At 67.6% G+C, this 19,452-nt stretch carries 15 protein-coding genes and 1 tRNA gene; 8 read left to right on the top strand and 8 right to left on the bottom strand.

The annotated features are described in order from the left end of the window. The 4 genes from ABW137_RS13970 to ABW137_RS13955 all read left to right on the top strand — a co-directional run. A partial coding sequence (locus ABW137_RS13970) for an amino acid permease (protein WP_526400853.1) occupies positions 1-1,260 on the top strand: 1,260 nt, incomplete at its 5' end. Positions 1,261-1,284: 24 nt separating this feature from the next. After that, the gene (locus ABW137_RS13965) at positions 1,285-3,537 is read left to right on the top strand and encodes a propanediol/glycerol family dehydratase large subunit (protein ID WP_526400851.1); all 2,253 of its coding nucleotides are present in this window, start codon (positions 1,285-1,287) and stop codon (positions 3,535-3,537) included. Further along, positions 3,534-3,875 (top strand): diol dehydratase small subunit, encoded by a 342-nt coding sequence (locus ABW137_RS13960; protein WP_526400849.1) that lies wholly within the window; start codon positions 3,534-3,536, stop codon positions 3,873-3,875. Before ABW137_RS13965 ends, ABW137_RS13960 begins: the two co-directional genes overlap by 4 nt. A 5-nt stretch (positions 3,876-3,880) precedes the next feature. Next, positions 3,881-5,590, top strand: a complete 1,710-nt coding sequence (locus ABW137_RS13955; RefSeq protein WP_526400855.1) for a diol dehydratase reactivase ATPase-like domain-containing protein — start codon at positions 3,881-3,883, stop codon at positions 5,588-5,590. Positions 5,591-5,632: 42 nt separating this feature from the next. On the opposite strand, the gene ABW137_RS13950 is transcribed toward ABW137_RS13955, so the two are convergent. The 3 genes from ABW137_RS13950 to mdlC are packed head-to-tail and all read right to left on the bottom strand — an operon-like array spanning position 5,633 to position 9,536. Further along, positions 5,633-7,501: an FAD-binding oxidoreductase gene (locus tag ABW137_RS13950; RefSeq protein ID WP_526400847.1), complete on the bottom strand. Its 1,869-nt coding sequence runs from the start codon at positions 7,499-7,501 to the stop codon at positions 5,633-5,635. Position 7,502: 1 nt separating this feature from the next. Continuing rightward, positions 7,503-7,916, bottom strand: coding sequence for a tautomerase family protein (locus ABW137_RS13945; RefSeq protein ID WP_526400845.1), 414 nt, complete (start codon positions 7,914-7,916; stop codon positions 7,503-7,505). Between the two features lie 3 nt (positions 7,917-7,919). Next, on the bottom strand, positions 7,920-9,536 hold the full coding sequence (gene mdlC / locus ABW137_RS13940) for a benzoylformate decarboxylase (RefSeq protein ID WP_526400843.1): 1,617 nt from the start codon (positions 9,534-9,536) through the stop codon (positions 7,920-7,922). Between the two features lie 204 nt (positions 9,537-9,740). Here mdlC and ABW137_RS13935 point away from each other — a divergent pair, with 204 nt between their 5' ends. Beyond that, on the top strand, positions 9,741-12,512 hold the full coding sequence (locus tag ABW137_RS13935; RefSeq protein ID WP_526400841.1) for a helix-turn-helix transcriptional regulator: 2,772 nt from the start codon (positions 9,741-9,743) through the stop codon (positions 12,510-12,512). A 60-nt stretch (positions 12,513-12,572) separates the two neighbouring features. Here ABW137_RS13935 and ABW137_RS13930 read toward each other — a convergent pair whose 3' ends face one another. After that, positions 12,573-13,643 carry an ATP-dependent DNA ligase gene (locus tag ABW137_RS13930; RefSeq protein ID WP_526400839.1) on the bottom strand — a complete coding sequence of 357 codons (1,071 nt, stop codon included), beginning with the start codon at positions 13,641-13,643 and terminating at the stop codon, positions 12,573-12,575. Between the two features lie 126 nt (positions 13,644-13,769). Between ABW137_RS13930 and ABW137_RS13925 the strand changes: the two genes are divergently transcribed. The 3 genes from ABW137_RS13925 to ligD all read left to right on the top strand — a co-directional run bounded on the left by ABW137_RS13925 (position 13,770) and on the right by ligD (position 16,567). Next, a complete protein-coding gene (locus ABW137_RS13925; RefSeq protein ID WP_526400837.1) occupies positions 13,770-14,306 on the top strand; it encodes a DUF6611 family protein in 537 nt (178 codons plus the stop codon). Between the two features lie 115 nt (positions 14,307-14,421). Next, on the top strand, positions 14,422-15,513 hold the full coding sequence (locus ABW137_RS13920; RefSeq protein WP_526400835.1) for an ATP-dependent DNA ligase: 1,092 nt from the start codon (positions 14,422-14,424) through the stop codon (positions 15,511-15,513). Continuing rightward, positions 15,506-16,567 (top strand): non-homologous end-joining DNA ligase, encoded by a 1,062-nt coding sequence (ligD, locus tag ABW137_RS13915; protein ID WP_526400833.1) that lies wholly within the window; start codon positions 15,506-15,508, stop codon positions 16,565-16,567. The genes ABW137_RS13920 and ligD overlap by 8 nt, the downstream gene beginning before the upstream one ends. Before the next feature lie 14 nt (positions 16,568-16,581). Here the strand turns inward: ligD and ABW137_RS13910 are convergent, their stop codons facing one another. The 4 genes from ABW137_RS13910 to ABW137_RS13895 form a co-directional block, all read right to left on the bottom strand. Then, on the bottom strand, positions 16,582-16,851 hold the full coding sequence (locus tag ABW137_RS13910) for a hypothetical protein (protein ID WP_526400831.1): 270 nt from the start codon (positions 16,849-16,851) through the stop codon (positions 16,582-16,584). Between the two features lie 399 nt (positions 16,852-17,250). After that, positions 17,251-18,279, bottom strand: a complete 1,029-nt coding sequence (locus ABW137_RS13905; RefSeq protein WP_526400829.1) for a S1C family serine protease — start codon at positions 18,277-18,279, stop codon at positions 17,251-17,253. 83 nt (positions 18,280-18,362) lie between these two features. Further along, on the bottom strand, positions 18,363-19,214 hold the full coding sequence (gene lucA, locus ABW137_RS13900) for a lipid uptake coordinator LucA (protein ID WP_526400827.1): 852 nt from the start codon (positions 19,212-19,214) through the stop codon (positions 18,363-18,365). 83 nt (positions 19,215-19,297) lie between these two features. Continuing rightward, positions 19,298-19,383: transfer RNA gene (locus ABW137_RS13895), tRNA-Ser, on the bottom strand. Positions 19,384-19,452: the final 69 nt, after the last annotated feature.

Raw genomic sequence — 19,452 nt, 5'->3', positions numbered from 1 at the left:
TACATCGCGCACGGGCTCGGCAAGGTGGTGGGTTTCGCCAGCGGAGTGATCATCACGATGGCCTACGTCGTGTTCGAGGGTTCGCTGATCGGCATCTTCTCGTTCTTCTTCCAGGACTTCGTCAAGACGGAGTTCGGCGTCGCGGTGCCGTGGTTGGTGCCCGCGATGCTGATGCTGATCCTCAACTGCATCCTGACGTACTTCGACGTGAGTCTGGCGGCCAAGGTGCTCGGGGTGTTCCTCGTCACCGAGATCGCCATGCTGTCGCTGGGAGCGCTGTCGGTGTTGTTCAAGGGCGGCGGTCCGGATGGCTTCGCCGTCGCCGAGACGCTCAACCCCGTCGGGGCCTTCCAGCCAGCGGCCGGGATCGCCGGCGCCACCGCGGGACTCGGGTTGTTCTTCGCCTTCTGGTCGTGGGTCGGCTTCGAGTCGACCGCGATGTACGGCGAGGAATCCAAGGACCCGAAGCGAATCATCCCGCGCGCCACCATGATCAGCGTCCTCGGCGTGGGCATCTTCTACGTCTTCATCTCGTGGATGGCGATCGCGGGCACCGGACCGCAGAAGGCCGTCGAGCTGGCGCAGGACCCGGCGACGGCGGGCAACATCTTCTTCGATCCCGTGCAGTCCACCTACGGCGACTGGGCCATCACCCTGTTCAAGCTGCTGCTGGTGACGGGATCGTTCGCCTGCGGCATGGCGTTCCACAACTGTGCGTCCCGCTACCTGTACGCCCTCGGGCGTGAGGGCTTGTCGGCGGGCCTGCAGAAGACGCTGGGGGCAACTCATCCCACGCACGGATCGCCCTACATCGCCTCATTCGTGCAGACCGCCATCACGTTGGTCCTCGTCCTGGCGTTCTTCTTCGCAGGCATGGACCCATACGTCCACCTGTACGGACTGCTGGCGATCTTGGGCACCATGGCGATCCTCATCGTGCAGTCACTGTGTGCATTCGCCGTCATCGCCTACTTCCACTTCCACAAGAACCACCCGTCCAGTGCGCACTGGTTCAAGACGTTCCTCGCTCCGCTGCTCGGCGGCATCGGCATGCTGTACGTGGTGTATCTGCTGTGGGTTCACAAGGACACCGCCGCAGGCGCCGCGTCGGGCACACTGTTGTTCAAGATGACCCCGTGGATCGTCGTCGGCCTGTTCGTGCTCGGCGGCGCGATGGCGCTGTACTTCAAGTTCCGTGACCCACGCCGTTACGACTTGATCGGCCGGATCGTGTACGAGGACAGCGAGGTTCGCGACTAGAGTTCCCGGCCGGAGGAGGTCTTCGTGGCTGACCAGTTGGGCCGGTTCCGCGTCCTCGACGCCAAACCGGTCAACCTCGACGGGTTCAGCGTCACCGACCCCGATCTGGGGCTCGTCGCGATGCGCAGTCCGCACGACCCGACCCCGTCGCTGGTGTTGGCCGACGGCCCTGGTGGGCGACGCGTCGTCGAACTGGACGGCAAGGCGGCCGTCGACTTCGACGTCATCGACGAGTTCGTCGCCCGCTACGGCATCGACCTCGACGTGGCCGAGGAGGCGATGGCACTCGACGACGTGACGCTCGCCCGCATGGCGGTCGACGTGAACGTGCCGAGGGCGGAGGTGGTGCGCCTGATCGGTGGCACCACGCCCGCCAAGCTGGCGCGGGTGATGGCCATCCTCTCGCCCGTCGAGATGCAGATGGCGATGCACAAGATGCGCGCTCGCCGGACGCCGAGCAACCAGGCGCACGTCACCAACCAGCTCGACGACCCCCTGCTCATCGCGGCCGACGCGGCCAGTGCCGTCGCCTACGGTTTTCGCGAGGTCGAGACCACGGTGCCGGTTCTCGGTGACGCCCCCTCGAACGCCGTCGCGCTGTTGATCGGCAGCCAGGTCGGTGCTCCTGGGGCCATGGCGCAGTGCTCGATCGAGGAGGCCCTCGAGCTGCGCCTGGGCCTGCGCGGGTTGACCAGCTACGCCGAGACCATCTCCATCTACGGCACCGAGCAGGTATTCGTGGATGGCGACGACACGCCGTTCAGCAAGGCGATCCTCACGTCGGCGTACGCATCGCGCGGCCTGAAGATGCGGGTCACCAGCGGAGGTGGTGCCGAAGTCCTGATGGGCGCGGCCGAGAAGTGCTCGATCCTGTACCTGGAGTCGCGGTGCGTCTCGCTGGCCAGGGCCCTCGGCTCCCAGGGCGTGCAGAACGGTGGCATCGACGGCGTCGGCGTTGTCGCCGCCGTGCCCGACGGCATGAAGGAGCTGCTCGCCGAAAACCTGATGGTGATGATGCGCGATCTGGAGTCGTGCGCGGGCAACGACAACCTGATCTCGGAGTCCGACGTGCGCCGCAGCGCGCACACCCTGCCCGTCCTCTTGGCGGGCGCGGACTTCATCTTCTCCGGCTTCGGGTCGATCCCCCGCTACGACAACGCATTCGCGCTGTCCAACTTCAACTCCGACGACATGGACGACTTCCTGGTGCTGCAACGAGACTGGGGCGCCGACGGCGGTCTGCGCACCGTGTCACCCGAACACCTGAGGGCCGTCCGCACGCGGGGCGCGAAGGCCGTCCAGGCCGTCTACCGCGATCTCGGGCTGGCCGACTACGACGATGCCAGGGTCGAGGAGGTGGTGAACGCCAACGGATCCCGCGATCTGTCCGCAGGGCACCCCAAGATGGTGGCCGAGGCCGCCGCGTCCATCGAGGCCCGACAGCTCACCGTGTTCGACGTGATCGCCTCGCTGCAGCGGACCGGGTTCGAGCCGGAGGCGGAGGCCATCATGCACCTCACCCGCGAGCGGCTCCGCGGTGACCAGCTGCAAACCTCGGCCATCTTCGACGAGCAGTTTCGCATCCTCTCGAAGATCACCGACCCCAACGACTACGAAGGCCCTGCAACGGGTTACGCGATGACCGAGCAACGGCGCGCAGAAGTCGACGCCATCCGGCAGGCCAAGACGTCGGCGCAGTTGACGGCGGATCAGGCCGAACATCGCGACCACGTGATCGTCACCGACGTCGAACAGGCCCGACAGGGCAGCGACCCGAGGGAAGTGTGCATCGGCCTCTCCCCGGCGTGGGGCCGCAGCGTCTGGCTCACCTTGTGCGGGTTGACAGTCGGGGAGGTGTTGCGGCAGATCTCGGCCGGACTCGAGGAGGAGGGCTGCACCCCGCGGCTGGTGCGGGTGCGGTCCACCATCGACGTCGGGTTGATCGGGCTGACCGCCGCGCGATTGTCGGGTTCCGGAATCGGAATCGGGCTGCAGGGCAAGGGGACTTCGCTGATCCATCGGCGCGACCTCGCCCCTCTGGCGAACCTCGAACTGCTCAGCGTGGCGCCGCTTCTGGACGCCAAGACCTATCGCGAACTCGGCAAGAACGCCGCTAGGCACGCCAAGGGCATGGCGCCGACGCCGATCTTCACCGGCGGTACCGATGAGTCGATCTCGGCTCGCTACCATGCCCGTGCCGTCGCCCTGGTGGCGTTGGAGCGCGAGGCCTGTGAACCGGGCCAGCCACCTGTCACCGTGGAGGTGAGGCGACCATGAAGTTGGACAGTGACCAGTTCACGGTGGAGAACGCCGTCGACGGCAAGCTCGGACTGTCCGACCTGCGAATGGATCCCGTCGCGCTGGCCCACCAGGCCGTCGTCGCCGAGGAGGGCGGCAACCCGCAGCTAGCCGAGAACTTCCTGCGTGCAGCCGAATTGGCCGTGATGGACGGTGACGAGGTGCTGGCCCTGTACGAGGCGCTGCGTCCCCACCGCTCGACCGTCGACCAGCTCGACGACCTGCAGCAGTCCCTGGAGACGCGCGGCGCCGCGCGGTGTGCGGAGCTGGTGCGCCAGGCCGCCGTGGTCTACGCCAGGCGGGGTCTGTTGCGTTGAGCGGTGTGCTCGCAGGCTGGGTGGTCGCAGGCGTTGACGTCGGCAACCACACCACGGAGATCGTCCTCGCGCGGGTGCACGATGGCACGGTGACGACGCTGGCCCACGGTGAGGCGCCGACCCGTGGCCGCAAGGGCTCCCGCGAATCGCTCGTCGGCGCGGCCGCGCTCCTGCACCGGATCGAGGTCGAGGCTCGGGTGGTCGCCGACGAGCTCCTGCTCTCGGTGCTGCGGCCCGTAGACACGGCCACCGCGCCGATCCCGCGCGCCTCGACGCCCCGCGCACCGGTCCGGAGCCTCCGCAAGCCCGACGCGAGTACGCCCGCCGGTGCGGGATACGGTGTGGGAAAACATGTTCGGCTACGGGACCTCGCCGACGACCCGGCGGACGGCCAGGTGATCGTGTCGGTGGACGGCTCCGTCGACTTCGAGGTGGCGGCCGGAGCGATCTCCGACGCGGTCGCGGCCGGCTGGCGCATCGCAGGCGTTCTCGTCGCGCAGGACGATGCCGTGCTGATCAGAAACCGCATCCCCGTGGACGTCCCCGTCGTGGACGAAGCCGACGTCGACGGTCTCGAACCCGGTGCTCTGATCGCGGTCGAGGTCGTCGAGACGGGTCGCTCCTATCGCGCGATGGCCGATCCGATCGCGCTGTCGGCGGCGCTGGACCTGCCCGCCGACGACATCGTGAACGTCGCGGAGTTCTGCCGCGAACTGGCCGATTCCGCGGCCATCGCCGTGACCCGTCGCACCGGGCCGCCTCCGTCACCCGCCGTCGACGACGACTACGTCGACTGCCTGATCGACGGGGTCGTGCAGCGATATTCGCCGGCTCAGGCCCACGCCGTCCTGCGCCTCGCGCCACCCGGCAGCGTCCGACGCATCCGGTTGGCGGCGGTGCCCGTCGCGCAGCACGGCGTCGCGGTGGAGGACGCGTACTTCACGGATCTGTCCTCGATCGACAACGGGTCCTGGCTGCGACGCGGGGTCGCCGATGCCCACGGCACGGTCGTCGCCATGCTCGCCGCCGACGAAGTGTCCGACGCCGCAAGCACACTCACCGAGCTGACCGGCAGGACCGCGCGAACCCTGGCCACCGAGCCCGAAGCCGCGGCCTCCGGGGCCCGCACGACACCCGGGCTGCCGTCCGATTCGGTGGTGTGTGACATCGGCGGCGGCACCATCGATCTCATCGGGGCGGACACCACCGTCGTCGCCGCGGGAGCAGGGGAGACCATCACCGTCGCCGTCGCGCGCGTCCTCGGCATCCCGCGGGCGCTGGCCGAACGCGTCAAGCGCACCCCCGCCGTGCGCGTCGAGGGACCCCACGTCGCGCACGAGGAGGACGGCCGCCGCGTCTTCCTGGACGCCCCCGCACAGTCCGATGCCATCGGCAGGCTCTGCACCAGGGGCAGTGCGGGTTTGGTGCCGTTCTCCAACCGGCTGGCCGCCGAGGAGTGGCGCAGCCTGCGGCTGGCGATCAAGCAGGAGACGGTCGCGTCCAACATCGCCAGGTGCATGCGGGGTTTCGAGCGTCCGCCCACCGCTCTCGTCCTGGCCGGTGGCGGCGCCCTTGACGACGAACTGCTGCGCACCGTCGCCGAAGCGCTGCGCGCGGTGCCCGTCGTCGTCGGGCGGGCCAACATCGACGGCCTGCACGGCCCCCGCTTCGCGGTGGCGAGCGGACTGATCCACCTGTACGCGTCGGGGCGGTAGCGGCTGCTCGAACGCGCTGAGCGTCCGCGCAACGAGCGAGGGTCAGGCCACGACCGCGATCTTGAACACCAGCGTCGTCAAGGCGCCAAACGCGCCGTGCGCGCCGATGAAGAGTCGTTTGGTGTCGTATCCGGCGACGTCCTTCATGGTCTCGGCGCCGAACCGGGCCGGTGCCTGGCCGTCTATGACGGTGACGTGGGCGCCGAGCAGGGCATGTCTGACGTGTTCCCGTTCGGCGCCGGTGGCGGTGGCCACCACCTCCCCGATCGTGCGGTCTACACCGGTGGTGGGGACCGCGGCACAGGTGACGCCATGCCCGCCGAGGTAGCGGCTGAGCTCGGCGACGGTCACGTCTGCCCCGGCGACGAGGCTGAGGTTGCCGAGGTTGATGGCGATGTCGGTGCTGTCACCGGCGGTGAGCCGGGCGTCTGAAGCCGGGGTGAGGCCGCCGGTGATGGCGTCGCGGACGGCCGCCCCGAATGCACTGGCATCGGGCTCTTCTGGAGACGGCGTGGGAAGCATGATCCCGGGGTTGAGCAGCCCGGCAGGGTCGAACGCGGTCTTGATCGCACGCTGGGCGGCGATCTCCACCGGGGTGAAACGCTTGGTCATGAACTGGATCTTCTCGGTGCCAACTCCATGCTCGCCGGTGATGGTGCCGCCCAAACCGAGTGCAGCTTCGATGATTTCGTTGTTGGCTGCTTCCAGCGCGGACGCCGCCAGCGGATTGTCCTTGTCGAAGAACGTCGTGGGATGCAGGTCGCCGTCGCCTGCGTGGCCGCAGACCGCGATGAACAGCAACCCGTCGACGTGGCGCGCCGCGGTGGCCTGAATGGCTTCTTGCATCTCGGGGATTCGATCGCGGGGCACGGTGACGTCACCGATGAAGAAGCCCTTGCCGCTCTGCACCACCGAGTTGGGGGCGTTGAGGCGGCCGTACCACAGCGCGGCGCGGTCCTCGTCGTCCTCTGCTATCCGAACCTCGGTGGCCCGCTCGCGCAGGATCCGCTCGACGACGGGCTGGTCGTTGGCGACCTCGGCGGCGGTGCCATCGACGTCGATCAGCACGATGGAATCGGCGTCCAGCGGATAGCCGGTGTCGTAGAACTGTTGCAGCCCGGCGATACCCGCGCGGTCGAGCCACTCCACGGCCGCAGGCACGACACCGCTGGCGATGACCGCGGCGATGGTGTCGGCGCCTTCGCGGGCCGAGGCGAACGCACCCATCAGGCTGTGGGTGACCTCGGCGATCGGCCGCAGCGCGACGGTGGCTCCGGTGACGATGCCGAGCGTGCCTTCCGAGCCGATGAGGACACCGAGCAGGTCGGGGCCTTCGTCGTCCGCGCTGAAGCTGGTGGTGGATCCGTCGGGGAGTACGACCTCGACGGAGAGAACGTGGTTGTAGGTGACGCCGTACTTCAAAGCGTGGGGGCCACCCGCGTTTTCGATGATGTTCCCCCCCACGGTGGCCAGATGCGCCGACACCGGATCAGGTGAGAAGCACAAGCCGTGCGGAGCCAGTGCCGCCTGCAGGTCGGAGTTGATGACACCGGGTTCCACTCGGGCTCGTCGGTTCTCGACGTCGACGCCGAGTATCCGATTGAGGCCCGACAGGTCGAGCAGAGCGGTGCCCGAGGCAGGCATCATCCCTCCCGAGCAGTTCGACGCCCCGCCCCGCGGGACTATCTGGACGCGGTGTTCGGACGCGAGCCGCATGATGGCGGCGATGTCGTCGCGGCCGTGAGGACGCAGGAGCAATCCTGCCATCCCCCCGACGCCCCAGTAGTCACGGCCGCGTTCGGTGAGCTCTGCGCCATCGGTGATCACGTCGGCGTAGGTACCGACGGCGTCGGCGAAACGCGTCATGGACGTGGCATCCGTCGTGACGACTTGCGATATGTGAGTGGCCATTTCAATCAGATCCTCCGGTGGACTGTGCGCGTAGCCAGGCCTCTTCCTCCCCGGGTGCGGGTAGCACGCGCCCACCCTCGATGGCGAAGTGTGCTGGGCTGTTTTGAATCACGACCAGGACGCGCTGGGCCGGAATGCCCGTGACCCGGGATGCCGCGGCAGCGATCTCGGCCACCAGCTGGCTGCTTTGAGCCTCGGGATGGCCAGTGCGGACCCACCCGTTGATCAGAAGCGGTTGTGCGGGTTGGCCGTTGGTATAGACGTCGTCCTCGGCCAATTCATGGAAGACCACGTTGACGTACGTGCCTGGGACGTGATTGATCATCGAATGGATCCTGGTCACCTCGCCAGCCAGATTGGCCTTCGTCTCGGCGCTCAGCGTCGACCGCACGGTTGTGCACGTGTAGACCGGCATCACTTAGCCCAGGAACGGTAGTTGCGGCTGAGTGGGCACCACGATGACGGTGGGTCCGTCGGCTTCCAACGCCGCCTTGAACTCGCTGGCGAGCTCCTCGGTGCTGCCCGCGGTCGCCGTCCGGCAGCCGAAACCCTTTGCCAGTGACGCGATGTCGAGCCCGGGCAAGTCGAGCCCGGGTACGTTGGGCGTCTCCTCCAGAAGCGCGAATGACTTCAGGACGCAGTACTCGCCATTGCGCTGCACCACGAACACGATGGGCAGCTCGTGCTGCGCCGCTGTCCAGATGGCCTGGATCGAGTACTGGAACGAGCCGTCGCCGATCGAAGCGACGATGGTCCGCTTCACGCCGCGAGCCCGGTCGCCGAGCGCGATGCCGACAGCTGCCGGGACACCCCACCCGATGCCGCCGCTGCCCGTCGCGAAGAAGCTGCCCGTACGACGGGTGGGCAGCCAATGAATGAGGTCGGCCAGCGTGGACGTGGACTCCATGACCACCGCAGCGTCGTCGGGCTTGACCGAGCTCAACACGGCGTAGACGTCGTTCGGCAGGAGCGGTGCGGACGCCACCGGGAGCTCGACGGTGGAATCCCTCCTCAAGCCTGGAGGTGCCTGTCGGTCGGTCGGCACGTCGACGAGGTGCAAGAGCTGCTCGAGGACGGTCCCCATGTCGCCGACCAGGCTGTCACCCACCGGCGCGACCGCGGCGAGGTGGGGATCGGCGGTGATCTGCAACACCTCGGTTCCCTCCGGCAGGTAGTCCCCCGCCACGTAGGGGTAGTACCGGAACACCTGTGCCCCGATCACGATCACCAGGTCGAAACCGCGCAGGGCCTCGTTGACACCGGCGATCGTCAGCGGAAGCGGGCCCCCGTACAGCGGGTGATCCTCGGGAAACGAGCACCTGTCGGACAGTGCGCTGCCTCGGACCGGTGCCCGTAGTTTCTCGGCGAAGGCGATGCCTGCATCCCAGGCTCCGCCGCGGTCCACCTCGGGCCCCAGCAACAGCAGTGGCCGCTCCGCCCTGCTGATCCGGTCGGCGAACTCGCGCAGCCGTTCGGCGTCGGGCTGGACGCGCCTGCTGACCGTCCTGACCACCGCGGGGCCCAGCGCAGGCTTGTTCCAGTCGTCGAGCGGGATCGACAGAAACACCGGACCGGCCGGCGGCTGAGTCGCCACCGCGTAGGCGCGCATGAACGCCGCAGGCACGTCCTCGGCACGGGCAGGCTCGTAGGCCCATTTGACCCACGGTTGCGGCATCACCGTCGCGTCGGGATTGTTCAAGTACGGATCACACAACGACATCTCACGGGTCTGCTGACCGGCAGTCACGATCAGTGGCGTGTTCGCACGGTAGGCGGCGATGAGACTGCCCATCGCGTTGCCGGTACCGGCGGCAGTGTGCAAGTTGACCAACGCAGGCTGACCGGTGGCTTGGGCGAAGCCGTCGGCCATCGCCAGCACGGAGGCTTCCTGCAGGCCCAACACGTAGGTGAAGTCGTCGGGGAAGTCCTGCAGGAAGGTCTGCTCGGTGGAGCCCGGGTTGCCGAACACCGTGGTCAATCCCAGGGTCCGGAGCAGGTCGTAGGTGACGTCGTGAACGGTCTTCTGGTCGGTCATCGGTCGAGCCCTTCGTGGAGGAAGTTGGGCAACTCAGCTGCAGAAATCACACACCCCCGGGAGGCACGCCCACCCGGTGGAAACCCCGGGTCGCGCGCAGACCCGGGCCACCCGGGGCCCAGCGACACGCCACCCAGTCGTGCCAGCCCGGCGGCCGACCACGGCCGTCACTCCGTGCCGCTGCGGGCGGTCTGACGTGCGAAGATGACCGACATGGGCGGGGTTCTCGGACGTGGACCGCTGGTGGGACGGAAACACGAGCAAGACACACTTGCCGAGCTGCTGGACCGCGCCCGGGGCGGGCGGAGCGGGGTTCTGGTCCTTCGTGGTGACGCAGGCATCGGCAAGACGGCGTTGCTCGTCGACGTCCGCGCCAAGGCCGCCGATCTTCGGACCATTGCTCTTAGCGGTGCGGAGTCGGAAATGGAGCTCGCCTACGCAGGCGTGCAGCAGCTGTGTGCCCCGCTACTCAGTCGCATCGACCGGTTACCGGATCCGCAGGCGAAGGCTCTGCGCGTAGCACTGGGATTGCGCGAAGGTGGTGTGCCGGATCGCTTCCTGGTGGGCCTGGCGGTGCTGACGTTGCTCGGTGACGCAGGCGCAGAGCGAGCCACCGTCTGCATCATCGATGACGCTCAGTGGATTGACCGCGCCTCACTACTCACGCTGGCGTTCGTGGCTCGTCGGTTGATCGCCGACCCGGTGGTGATGATCTTCGCCGCTCGCGATGTCGGCGGCACCGATGAACTGGCCGGTCTTCCCGACCTGACTCTGGGCGGGCTTGCCAATGTCGATGCCCGCGCACTGCTCGGCGCGGTGATGCCCGGCCGACTCGATGAGACCACGCGCGACAACATCCTGGCCGAGGCGGACGGGAATCCGCTGGCCCTGCTTGAATTGCACCGTGCGCTCGCGCCTGCGCAGTTGGCAGGCGGATACGGATTGGCCAACGCCAAGCCGTTGGCGAGCCGACTCGAGCGGACCTTCGACCACCGACTGGGTGAGCTGCCTCCGCAGACGCGGACACTCCTGCTGCTCGCGGCGGCCGAGCCGACGGGTGAGCCTGCGTGGTTGTGGGCAGCGGCCGCCCAGCTCGAAATCGGCAGGGAGGCAACCCTCCCCGCGGAGCGGAGCGGCCTGATCGCCGTCGAATCCCGCTTGCGATTCCGGCATCCGCTCGTTCGTTCAGCCGTCTACCGCAACGCCTCCCATTCGGCACGGCGGCAGGCCCACGCCGCGCTGGCAGACGTGATCTCCGGTCCCGGCGCTGACGAGCATCGAGCCTGGCACCGCGCCCACGCCGCGGACGCACCCGATGAGACGGTGGCCGTCCAACTGGTGGAGTCCGCAGACCGAGCCCGCCGTCGTGGCGGCGCCACCGCGGCCGCGGCGTTCCTGGCCTATGCCGTCGAACTGACGCCGGACCCCGCTCGTCGGGCCGAGCGAGCCCTCGCCGCGGCGCAGGCCAAGGTCGACGCTGGCGACCCGGACTCCGCCGCTCGATTGCTCATGGCAGTCTCGCGCGTCGAGGATCAATTGCTCAGTGCGCGAGCCGACTTGCTCCGCGCCAAGATCGCGTTCGCCACCAGCCGAGGACGCGACGCTCCTCCGCTGCTGCTCGCGGCGGCCGAACGGCTACGCACCCTGGATCCGGGACTCGCGCGCGAGACCCATCTGGAGGCGCTGATGGCGGCGATGATCATCGGTCGTCTCGCGGTCACCGAGAAGGCTTCCGCCGCAGCGGTTGCCGAATCAGCACGGCGGGCCCCGCCCGCCTCGGATCCGCCGACGGCGGTCGACCTATTTCTCGACGGGCTCGTCGTCCGGCTCACCGAGGGCCACACCGCGGCCGTCCCGCTGTTGAAGCGGGCCGTCGGCGAGTACCTGAGGGATGAGGAGGCGGGCGTAGCGGACCCTCGTTGGCACGACATCACCAATCGAGTCCTCCTCGATCTCTTCGATCAGGACACCTACGGTGCGCTCAATGCCCGTCAACTCGAGATGCTCAGCGCTGCAGGCGAGTTGACCGTCTCTCCTGCGGCATTGACCGCCAACGCAAGCGTGGCCGTCACATCGGCCGACTTCGCCCACGCCGCTGAGCTACTCGAACGGTCCGATGCCATCTCCGCTGCCACCGGTGCGCCACCCCACCACTCCATCCGGTGCTACCTCGCGGCCTGCCGCGGACAAGAGGATCTGGGCCGCAAACTCGTGAACTCCACCATCGACGAAGCCACCAAGCGCGGTGAGGGCACCGAGGTCACCGTCGCCCTGTTCTCCGCGGCAGTGCTACACAACGGACTCGGGCAGTATGACGACGCCCTGGCGGCGTGCACGTCAGCCCTTGAGTACGACGACGTCGGAATGTTCGGGCACGTGCTCAACGAAATGGTCGAGGCCGCTGCTCGGTCCGGCAATACCGACATCGCACGCGCTGCGACGGGTCAACTGATCGCACGTGCCGAAGCCACGGGAACTGCGACCGCGCTCGGCTACGCGGCCCGGGCGAGAGCCCTGGTCAGCAACGGGTCTGCTGCTGAGAGCGAATATCGCAGGGCGATCACGGAATTGGAGCGCTCACCCCTCGTGGTTCTCACCGCGCGTACCCACCTGATCTTTGGTGAATGGCTGCGGCGCGCCAACCGCCGGGCCGACGCAAGCGATCGTTTGCGGACCGCCCACGAGATGTTCGTTCGGATGGGAGCCGCAGCATTCGCGGAACGCTGCCGACGCGAACTTCACGCTGCCGGCGCAGCGATCGGCAAGGACGAGGCCAGAACGTCCACGGTTCTGACGACGCAGGAGGGCTATATCGCGCGGCTTGCGGGTGAGGGCTACACCAACTCCGAAATCGCCGGCCACCTATTCATCAGCCCTCGCACGGTGGAGTGGCACCTGAGCAAGATCTACGCCAAGCTCGGCGTGACTTCTCGCCGCGGGTTGAGGCGCCTGCGGGAAGGTGATGATGGGCGATGAACCCGGTGCCGGACGGGCCCACGTCATTGAGCGAGGTGATCCGCGTCGCGTGGAGGGTCGCTAGCGGCGCCCGAGGCCGGGAAGGATGTCGTCGAGCTCGAACGTCACGGGACTGTCGAGCTGCGCGTAGGTGCACGTGCGCGGGTCCCGGTCGGGGCGCCACCGATTGAATTGCGCGGTGTGCCGGAATCTTTCGCCCTCCATGTGGTCGTAGCGCACCTCGACGACCAGCTCGGGGCGAAGCGGAACGAACGAGAGACTCTTGCCTGCGTTCCAGCGTGACCCGGCGTTCCGCACCGACGCAGGTTTCGAGGCTTCGTGGTCCGCCCAATTCCATGGATGGCCGACGAAGTCGGTGACCAGCGGCTGCAACTCGGTGAACATCTGCCTGCGCCTCGCCATGGGAAAGGCCCCGATGACGCCCACCGAGGCGAGGGCGCCGTCGTCTCCGTACAGCCCGAGCAGCAAGGACCCGATCGCGTCGTCCCCCGATTTGTGCAGGCGGTAACCGGCGACCACGCAGTCGGCGGTCCGCTGATGCTTGATCTTGAACATGACCCGCTTGTCGGGCTGGTAGCACCCCATCAACGGCTTGGCGACCACTCCGTCCAGGCCTGCGCCCTCGAACTCCGAAAACCAACGTTGCGCGGTGGCTAGCTCGGTGGTGGCCGGGGTGACGTGGACACGCGGACCCGAGCCGGCCAGCGCGCCGACGAGCGCGGCGCGGCGTTCCTCGAATGGGCGCCCCGTGAAGTCCTGGTCATCGAGGGCGAGCAGATCGAAGGCGATGAAGGATGCCGGTGTTCGTTCGGCGAGCATTCGAACCCGCGAATCGGCGGGATGCAGGCGCAGCTGCAACGCATCGAAGTCCAGCCCGTGATCCGTCGCGATGACGATCTCGCCGTCGACGACGCAACGCTGCGGAAGCTCGGCGAGCACCGCTGCGACCAGTTCGGGAAAGTACCGCGTCAGCGGCCGCTCGTTGCGGCTGCCGAACTCGACCTCGTCGCCGTCGCGGAAGCAGATCGACCTGAAGCCGTCCCACTTCGGTTCGTAGGACGAGCCGGGCGGGATCTCCGACACCGACTTCGCCAGCATCGGGGAGACGGGTGGCAGGACGGGCAGATGCACGAACTCATTGTCCGCCCTTCGTGACGGACACCTGCTGCCCTTGCCGCGCACCGCACGACAGCGGCGGCCGTTAAGAAGCCGTATGGATCGCGGCCGTCGACCGATTTCGGAGGTAGACCTGAAGCCGTGAGTACCGTTGTCCTTCCCCGCAGCACGTGGCATCGCCTCTCGACGGCGCTTCTCGATGGCGATCATCCCTGGGGGGCGATCGTCTCCTCGCCTGCGCGTTACGGCGCTTCTCGACATCGATTGGTGGTCTACCCACCCGGTATCACGAAGCAGGAACGCCGCTGGCTGCGGGTGTGGCGCGGCTGGTTCGGCTGGGGCGGGCTCCTGTGGCTCGTCCTCTACGTCGGCCTGCTGCAGATCACCAGCCCGGTTCAGGCGATGACCGTGTCCTGCGGTGTTTGCGTCACCGCAGGTGCCGCGGCCTTCGTCATGGCCGGTGACGCCAAACACCGGGTGCGCACGTTGCATGCGTCCGTCTTCGCGGGGTGCGCCGACCCGGTCCTCGTCGAAGGCCAACGTGCCTTCCGGCTGTTGACCACCACATTGGTCACCGCACACGCCATGCATCGTCGCGGCGAACTCTCCGCGGTCGATTACGAGCGCGTCTGGTGGGAGGTGTACGACGCCATGGCCCCGGAGCCCCGCACGGTATGACGGGGCCCGGCCGAGTACGCGCGCGACGTCACCCACGGCGTGATGAGTTTCATCGCGATGGGTAGTCCATTCCAACGTCGGCACAGGGCTGGCCGTCATTGACCGATGAAGCAGGATGGACACCGTGGACCTTCCCGTGCAGCCCCCCGTCGAACCGATGTTGGCCAAGGCGGCCACCAAGGTTCCCGACGATCCTGGGAAGTGGTCGTACGAGCCGAAGTGGGACGGCTTCCGCGCGCTGGCATTCCGAAACGGCGACGACGTCGTCCTGCAGTCGCGCAGCGGCAAGGAACTCGGCCGCTACTTTCCCGAACTCCTCGACGCCCTGCGCGACGAGCTCGCGCCGCGTTGCGTCCTCGACGGCGAGGTTGTGGTCCCGCGGGAGATCGACGGCCGAACTCGGCTGGACTGGGAGTCGTTGAGTCAGCGCATCCACCCCGCAGAGAGTCGCGTGGCGATGCTCGCCGAGCAGACGCCCGCCCACTTCATCGGGTTCGACGCGCTGGCCACCTCCGACGAATCCCTACTGCGTCAACCGTTCCGAGTGCGACGCGAGGCGTTGCTCGACCTCGTCGACGAGAAGGCGTGGTGCCACGTCACCCGCACCACCGAGGACCCCGAACTTGGGACGCAATGGCTGACCACGTTCGAGGGCGCTGGCCTGGACGGGGTGATCGCGAAACGACTCGACGGCCACTACCTGCCCGGCAAGCGTGAGATGGTCAAGGTCAAGCACAAGCGCGACGCGGACTGCGTGGCCATCGGCTACCGCATCCACAAGAGCGGCGAAGGCGTCGGGTCCGTCCTTCTCGGACTGTATCGCGACGACGGTGTACTCCAGATGGTCGGCGGTGCAGCATCATTCAGCGTCAAGGACCGCATAAGGATGCTCGCCGATCTCGAACCGCTTCGCGAGGGCGATCAGGTCAACGACGGCGAGCCCAGCCGATGGAATTCGGCGGCCGACAAACAGTGGATCCCGGTGCGCCCGGAGAGGGTCGCCGAAGTGGCCTACGACCAGATGGAGGGCAACGCATCTGGGGCGAGCGAAGCGACGGCAGGGGTAAAGGACGGTCGACGCTTTCGACACGCGGTGAAGTTCGTCCGATGGCGACCGGACCGCGAGCCGTCGAGTTGCACCTTCGCCCAGCTCGACGTGCCGTTGAACTACGATCTGTCCGACGTATTGGAGTCCTCAAATGGCTGACAAGTTCGGGCCTGCAACAGAAGTCGACGTCGACGGAGTTCCCGTCCGGTTGACGAGTCCGGACAAGGTGTACTTCCCCAAGCTCGGCGCGGGTGGCACCAAGCGCGCGCTGTTCGACTACTACCTCTCAGTCGCCGAGCCCATGCTGGCCGTGCTGCGGGACCGCCCAACGCACCTGCAGCGCTTCCCAGACGGCATCGACGGCGAGGAGATCTACCAGAAGCGCGTTCCGGCAAAGCATCCCGACTATCTGCAGACCTGTCAGGTCACCTTCCCATCGGGTCGCACCGCGGATGCCCTCAAGGTGACGCACGCGTCGTCGATCGCATGGGCGGCTCAGATGGGCACCGTCACCCTGCACCCGTGGCAGGTGCGCTGTCCAGACACCGAGCACCCCGACGAGTTGCGCATCGACCTGGATCCGCAGCCGGGCACCGCGTTCGAACAGGCCAGCGAGATCGCCGTCGACGTTCTCAAACCCGTGCTCGACGAGCTCGGCATCGTCGGCTATCCGAAGACCTCTGGTGGCCGCGGCGTGCACGTCTTCATCCGGATCGCGCCGGACTGGGACTTCATCGCGGTGCGTCGAGCAGGCATTGCCTTGGCCCGCGAGGTGGAACGGCGAGCTCCCGACGCGGTGACCACGTCCTGGTGGAAGGAGGAGCGCGGGGAGCGATTGTTCATCGACTACAACCAGAACGCGCGCGATCGCACGTTTGCCTCGGCCTACTCGGCGCGACGGACTCCGATTGCGACGGTGTCCACGCCGTTGACGTGGGAGGAGTTGGCAGGCGCCGACCCCGACGACTACACCATCGCGACGGTGCCCGATCTCGTCGCCACCAGGGAGGATCCGTGGGCCGCCATCGATGCCGTCGCCCACTCCCTGGAACCGCTCCTGGAGATGGTCCGAGCCGACGAGGACCGCGGGCTTGGCGACCTGCCCTACCCGCCGAGCTATCCCAAGATGCCGGGGGAGCCACCGCGCGTGCAGCCCAGCAAGAAGGTCGCTGCGCACTGGGACGAGGACGGCAACCCGACCGCCGACGCCTGAGCGCGGGGGATCACCTAACGCAGTGGTACGGCGACGCCGTTGGCCATGCCCCCGTCGAACCACCAATCGGGAATCTCATCGTCGTCCGAACTCGCCGAACACGCCGCCAGCGAACTGAACTCCACGACGCCGATGATCAGGAACGGCCACAGCAGCCCCGCAAGAACGCTGAAGGCGAGTGAACTCAGCGACGACACCTCCTGGTTGGTCAGCCGCCTGCTGAGTACGTAGGCGGGGAGGGTGACCAACACGCATCCAACCAGGTAGACCATTGCGAAGGTCATCACCACCGCGTTCCCCCTTGGCCGCCGGACACTGCTATCACGCAATGTAGCGGGGTTCGCTGGGAGTTAACAACCCGAACTGGCGACGGCCGCAACGCGATGGACGAGGGCAAACCTGCTGGTAATCACCCTTCAATTAGCTGTGCCGCGCGTATCTGGGTGATCGTCGGCCACCCGTTTGCCGCTTCCAGGATCGCCTGCCGGTCCTGGTTCCGCGCCCGGCTGGCGTGCTGAACTGTGTCTTAGATCATATTTTGACGTTTGGTGCACGACGCGACGGCCTGTCGTGGCGGTAGCGGACGCCGATGTGGTAGCGCTGCCAAAAGGTCACTGAAGCTCGCCCGGCAACGACCAAAGTTTTGGTGAGCCGCGGTAAGTCGAGGACGCCACCGAAGGGGCTCAGGACGAGAGAGTCGCCTTACCGTTGAGCTGCTGACCGGCGCGATCGATCCACACCAGGTCCACCACGTCACCCGGATAGTGCCGATCCAGGATGTCGGTCAGCGTGGTAGCTGAGTTCAACTGCGTGCCGTTGATGCTCAGAAGGACGTCGCCGTCGTGCAGCCCCGCCTGCTGGGCGGGCCCGCCTTGCAACACCTCGAAGATGATGACGCCGGGCAGCGACTCCTGCTGATTGCGGGCGCTGACGCCGACACCGAGCAGCGTCGGTGGCCCGATGTGGACGCTTCCCGTCGGCACCTGCGACCGGATCTGCCCGGCGATCCCCATGGCGTCGTTGATCGGGATGGCGAAGCCCTGGCCGCCGGGCCCCATCCGGAAGTTGACCGTCGCCGCAGTCGTCACGCCCACGACCTGCCCCGCCGCGTTGATGAGTGGCCCACCCGAGTCACCAGCTCGCACGGGGGCGGCGAACTCGATCAGACCGGTCATCTGCTCGGAACTCCCGGTCAACTCGTCCTTGGCGCTGATCGTCCGACCGAAGCCGATCACCTCACCCGACTCGTGGGTCAGCGGGCTGCCGGACCCTTGAGCGTTTCCGAGCGCGACGACCGGGTCGCCCTCGCGCAGCTGAGAGGAGTCGCCGACGACGGCCACGGGGAGCCCGCCCGCGCCGCGGAGTTGCAGCACCGCGATGTCGCCGCTGCGGTCGTAGCCGACGAGGTCGGCCTGGTACGGACGCCCTGCGACGGTGGCCGTGATGGTGTCCGCGCCCTGAATGACGTGAAAATTGGTGAGTACGGCGCCACCGGGATCGAGGACGATGCCCGTACCTGCACCGATGGCGTGCTGGTAGTCGATGGTCGTGTCGATGCGAGCGACGGCGGGCTCGACCTGTGCAGCCACCCCCGAGAGGTCGGCGGGAACGGCCGACGCAACCGTGGCCCCCATCAACGCGGTCGTCGCGGCGACGGCGGCACCAGCCAGGGAGACGACGGCGAACCGCCACCTTGTGTGGAACCTGCGCATTGGCCACCTTCCGCGCCTAGCTGGGTCTATCCCACCAATTCTGACGGTGCGACCGGCGGCTGTCGAAGCGCGAGCCCGGAACGTCAGTCGTCGAGGGCTACGCCACGACGCGAACGTCCGAACAGCCGGGACGACTGCTTTCCGCCCGGCCGCCGATTTCGCAATGTGCTACCCGACTCATCGGCGCCCGAACCATCGGCGTTACCGGAGCCGTTGCTCGTCACCGGCGCGGCGTCGGCGTCGGGGGCGGCGTCGGCATCAGCGTCGGCGTCGGGGGCGTTTGGACGGTCGGTCTCCGGGGTGGTCTCGGACGGCTCGACGTCCGCGGGCTTCTTGGTCAGGTCGACCGGGTCCGTGCCATCGGTGCGGTCGGTGCCATCGGTGCCGTCAGTGCCGTGGGTGTCGTCGCCGACGGTCTCGTCGACCTCCTCGACCGAATCCTCGTCGGCCTTGGTGCCCCGACCCCGCCGACGGGCCTGGACCCGAGGCTTGAGCGGCTTCGGCGGTGGCGGCGGCAACTCGGCGGCGAAGGCCAGGTAGAACCCCAGCGCGCCGAGCAGCGCGATCGCGGCCGCGGCTCCGTACACGCCGAACAGGTACACCCCGACCGCGTCGAGGCTCAGCCAGATTTCGCTGACGGCGGCGCCGATGATCAGCACGGCGGCCAGCACGTGAAGAACGATCGACCAGAACCGCAAAGACAGCGCCAGCTGCGGCGTCCCGAATTCCGGCCTGCGCGTCCTCAGCAGGGTGAATACCACGGGAAGGGCCGCGAGACCGATCAGCGTGCCGCACACGATGCGCATCGAAAGACCCAGCGCGAAACCCCACGCGCCGGTCAGCTCGAACCAGCGGGGAAGCACGAAGAAGAAGTAGAGCGCCCCGGCGATCACCAGGAATGATGCGTGCCACAGGATCGCGATCCAGCGCCGCATACTCCTCCTCGAGTAGGTAGTGCTCATCTCAGGGCCGGAGCGCGACCAGGCTCTTTGAGGACCTGGTCGCGCCCGGACCGCTGCGGAGGATAGGGGATTTGAACCCCTGAGGGCTATTAACCCAACCCGCGTTCCAGGCGAGCGCCATAGGCCACTAGGCGAATCCTCCGTCGGCAATGGTAGCCGACCGACGAGAGATGCCCGACCACCCTCCTGACCCCCGGTCGCTCCGCTCCTG

Source organism: Mycobacterium sp. (assembly GCF_040509115.1).
Classification (GTDB): Bacteria; Actinomycetota; Actinomycetes; order Mycobacteriales; family Mycobacteriaceae; genus Mycobacterium.
Note: the sequence above shows the minus strand (reverse complement) of the source record. Positions and strands in the feature narration are given on the sequence as shown.

Coding starts and splice junctions, on each gene's coding strand:
- ABW137_RS13960 (WP_526400849.1), top strand. CDS start 3,534: ATGAAGTTGGACAGTGACCAGTTCACGGTGGAGAACGCCGTCGACGGC.
- ABW137_RS13950 (WP_526400847.1), bottom strand. CDS start 7,501: ATGGCCACTCACATATCGCAAGTCGTCACGACGGATGCCACGTCCATG.
- ABW137_RS13945 (WP_526400845.1), bottom strand. CDS start 7,916: ATGCCGGTCTACACGTGCACAACCGTGCGGTCGACGCTGAGCGCCGAG.
- mdlC (WP_526400843.1), bottom strand. CDS start 9,536: ATGACCGACCAGAAGACCGTTCACGACGTCACCTACGACCTGCTCCGG.
- ABW137_RS13935 (WP_526400841.1), top strand. CDS start 9,741: ATGACCGACATGGGCGGGGTTCTCGGACGTGGACCGCTGGTGGGACGG.
- ABW137_RS13920 (WP_526400835.1), top strand. CDS start 14,422: ATGGACACCGTGGACCTTCCCGTGCAGCCCCCCGTCGAACCGATGTTG.
- ligD (WP_526400833.1), top strand. CDS start 15,506: ATGGCTGACAAGTTCGGGCCTGCAACAGAAGTCGACGTCGACGGAGTT.
- ABW137_RS13910 (WP_526400831.1), bottom strand. CDS start 16,851: ATGACCTTCGCAATGGTCTACCTGGTTGGATGCGTGTTGGTCACCCTC.
- ABW137_RS13905 (WP_526400829.1), bottom strand. CDS start 18,279: ATGCGCAGGTTCCACACAAGGTGGCGGTTCGCCGTCGTCTCCCTGGCT.
- lucA (WP_526400827.1), bottom strand. CDS start 19,214: ATGCGGCGCTGGATCGCGATCCTGTGGCACGCATCATTCCTGGTGATC.